The 3,320-nt window shown below is 43.6% G+C and carries 3 protein-coding genes and 1 tRNA gene; 3 read left to right on the top strand and 1 reads right to left on the bottom strand.

Going from position 1 to position 3,320, the window contains the following annotated elements; genetic code table 11:
- Together HZC12_01295 and HZC12_01300 are read left to right on the top strand one after the other, a co-directional pair.
- Positions 1-1,219 (top strand): menaquinone biosynthesis decarboxylase (locus HZC12_01295; protein ID MBI5025368.1); only part of this gene is annotated, 1,219 nt, incomplete at its 5' end.
- 211 nt (positions 1,220-1,430) lie between these two features.
- A complete protein-coding gene (locus HZC12_01300) occupies positions 1,431-1,631 on the top strand; it encodes a cold-shock protein (protein ID MBI5025369.1) in 201 nt (66 codons plus the stop codon).
- Positions 1,632-1,673: 42 nt separating this feature from the next.
- On the opposite strand, the gene HZC12_01305 is transcribed toward HZC12_01300, so the two are convergent.
- Complete coding sequence (locus HZC12_01305; GenBank protein MBI5025370.1) at positions 1,674-2,480, bottom strand: TrmB family transcriptional regulator; 807 nt, start codon at positions 2,478-2,480, stop codon at positions 1,674-1,676.
- A gap of 299 nt (positions 2,481-2,779) precedes the next feature.
- On the opposite strand from HZC12_01305, the gene HZC12_01310 reads away from it, so the two are divergent.
- A tRNA-Met gene (locus tag HZC12_01310) sits at positions 2,780-2,856 on the top strand.
- The last annotated feature ends 464 nt before the right edge of the window (positions 2,857-3,320 follow it).

Genomic DNA, 3,320 nt, shown 5'->3' on the forward strand with positions numbered 1-3,320 from the left:
GGTAGGAAGCCTCGATGATATAGGCGAGAGGATGCTTGAGTTTCTTGCACCTGAAATTCCGACAAACTTAATTGAGAAACTCAAGGCCCTGCCAAAACTTAAAAGGCTTTCTGACTTCCTTCCGAAATATGTTAAATCAGGCCCGTGCAAAGAGGTGGTAATAAAAGATAATCCTTCCCTCAATATACTGCCCATACTTAAGACATGGCCTGAAGACGGCGGCAGGTTTATCACACTGCCAATGGTCTTTACCAAAGACCCTGAATCAGGAGCACGCAACTGCGGGATGTACAGGATGCAGGTCTATGATAGTCGAACAACCGGTATGCACTGGCATATCCATAAAGACGGAGCAAAACATTACCGAAATGCAGAGAGAACGGGTAAAAGGCTCGAGGTTGCTGTGGCTTTAGGCTCTGACCCTGCCACCATGTATGCATCAACAGCCCCGCTGCCAGAGGGAGTGGATGAAATGCTCTTTGCAGGATTCTTGAGGCAATCTCCTGTGGAGCTAATAAAATGTGAGACTGTTGATTTAGAAGTGCCTGCAAATTCTGAAATAGTGCTTGAGGGTTTTTGCGAGCCTGGCGAAAGGCGCGCCGAGGGGCCTTTTGGAGACCACACAGGATATTATTCATTAAAGGATGAGTTTCCGGTATTCCACATCACCTGCATTACACATCGTAAAGATGCCATCTATCCTGCAACAATAGTCGGTAAGCCTCCGATGGAGGATTGCTACATTGCAAAAGCCACAGAGAGGATTTTCCTTCCATTGTTAAAGATGCAACTTCCCGAGGTAGTTGACATGAATCTTCCCCTTGAAGGGGTGTTTCATAATATTGCAATTGTTTCAATTGACAAGCGATATCCAGGTCATGCAAGAAAGGTTATGTATGCCCTCTGGGGCATGGGACAGATGAGCTTTACGAAAATGATTGCGGTGGTGGATAAATGGGTAGATGTCCAGAACTTATCAGAGGTTGTCTGGAGGATCGGGAATAATGTTGACCCGAAGCGGGATGTAGTAATTGTAGAAGGACCTCTCGATGTCCTTGAACACGCCTCAGATATCCCTGCCTATGGAGGCAAAATGGGCATTGATGCCACAAAAAAATGGCCATCAGAGGGCTTCAAAAGACAATGGCCCAATGATATAACGATGTCAGAAGAAATCAAAAGACTTGTTGATTTAAGGTGGCAGGAATACGGCTTTTAGCTCTAAACGAACTTTAAAATTTAATAATACCAATAAATTACTCGGTTCCTTCTTCGGCCGTAAAATAAATCTTGACATAAGTCTATGATTTGTGTAATCTTCCTGTAGAAGTTCCGGAAGTTTTTGTAGTAAATTAAGGCCGCAAAGACTTTGAGCTTTGCGGCCTTTTTATGTCTGGAATCTTCCAGTATTTTATAAGGAGGTGCAGCGCATGGAAAAAGGAACTGTTAAATGGTTCAATGAGGCCAAGGGTTTTGGCTTTATTACAAGAGAAAATGGAAGCGATGTCTTTGTTCATTACTCATCCATTCAGGACAATGGTTTCAAGTCCCTGTCAGAAGGCCAGGAAGTAAACTTTGAAGTCGAAGATAGCTCTAAAGGCCCAAAAGCAGTTAATGTAGTAAAGGTATAGATTCCTGAACCTGCAGGCCCTGATGGTTTATCATCAGGGCCTTTATTTATGAACATCCTCATCTTTAAAAACATCCCTGAGCATTTCATACTTTACACCAAACCTGTCTTTCAATATATTGTCAAAGCGCTTAATAATTTTCATGAGATATATGTCATGTCTTATATAGTCTTCCACGATGGTAATGATTCCCTGGTTTAAGCTCCATATTGCTTCAGCCCTTTCGCCTTCTATCCTACTGATGAGCACTTCCCTATAATCGGTTACAAGGGCAAACCCCCTGCAGCCCTTTTCTGCATAAAGAGTATCCTCAACCGGATGTTTGTGTATCTGTCCGATCCTGATATTAGTTGCCCCATAATGAAGGACTGCTATGGACAGCCCTTTTTCTTCGGCACTTTTAAGGGGATTCTCGATGCGGGTTAGCTCAAACGGCCACAGGGAAAGCAGTATCTTTTCTTTTGCAGTTTCTATCATCCTGCCTGCCTTAAGAATAAGGCCTTCATAATCCCTTATATTCCATATGTAGCCTTCGTCGATCATACCCTTGAAACTTTTTAATTCACCCTTCAGAGACTGTAGGTTGCTCTCAATGGCAGCCCTGTAATTTCCTATGAACTCATCTGGACTCACCGGGACAAACATCTTCACATGTTCCCCTCGAATCACCTGAATCATGCCTCTGCCTTCAAGCCTCTTTACCACTTCATAGACCTTTGATGTCGGCACCCCTGAGGCCTTTGCTATCTCATAGGCAGTTGATGGGCTCTCCTTGAGCAGGGCCAGATATGCCTTTGCCTCGTACTCGGACAGGCCAAGTCTGGTCAGTTTTGATTGGGTTGATTTCATGCTTTATTAACTACTATGGTAGTTAATAAATGTCAAGGGGAATTTTTGGGTTCCACACATTTTAAACCACAGCGAGCACAGAGAGATGTCTTGGGAAATGGAGTATTGGAGGTCCTCTGTGGTTAAGTTTTGACAATACGGTGGAGGAATAAGGAGGGTTAAGATGAGTGATTTGGCGTTGACTTCGGAGCGCATATTCTGTTAATTTTGAAGAATTCCACTTTAAAAGGCGGGGATTCTTTGACCCGAGTGGAAAAGGGTATATTTTTTCATCCGCTCGCTATGCGTGTTCAATGCTTGGCGGTGTAGCTCAGTCGGTCAGAGCACGCGGCTCATATCCGCGGCGTCGCTGGTTCGAGTCCAGCCACCGCCACCATTCTGTACGCTGCAAACTGATAAGTTGAAATCGTGAGGGGAAAACGGCTGAGCCGTTTTCCCCTGAATTTTTTTGTGCCTGCCGACAGAATCAGAAGATTTTAAAATGTCTAAACTTGTTGAACAATAAAAATTTATTTGCATGTCGGATTCTGAATACCTTGTTTCTTTAATGAATTTCTGCGCCCATTTTAGTACGGAAGTATTTATTTTTAAAGGCATTTAACGACTCCCCTCCCTCCCGCTGTCACAGCCCCCGATTTATCGGGACAGGCAGGTGGCTTCATCCCCTTCGGGCATGGAGTTTATCCCGCACTTTTTAAAAGAAATAGTGCGGGGCAACGCCCTTTGTGTGCCTGCTTCCCCTTATTTAGAAGGTAGATATTTGGTTTTAAAAAAAACGCTTAAACTTGTTATGCTTGACTTTTTTAATACACTATGATACGGTTTGTATTAATTATGAAA

It is taken from the genome of Nitrospirota bacterium (assembly GCA_016214385.1).
Taxonomy (GTDB): Bacteria; Nitrospirota; Thermodesulfovibrionia; order UBA6902; family JACROP01; genus JACROP01.

Coding starts and splice junctions, on each gene's coding strand:
- HZC12_01300 (MBI5025369.1), top strand. CDS start 1,431: ATGGAAAAAGGAACTGTTAAATGGTTCAATGAGGCCAAGGGTTTTGGC.
- HZC12_01305 (MBI5025370.1), bottom strand. CDS start 2,480: ATGAAATCAACCCAATCAAAACTGACCAGACTTGGCCTGTCCGAGTAC.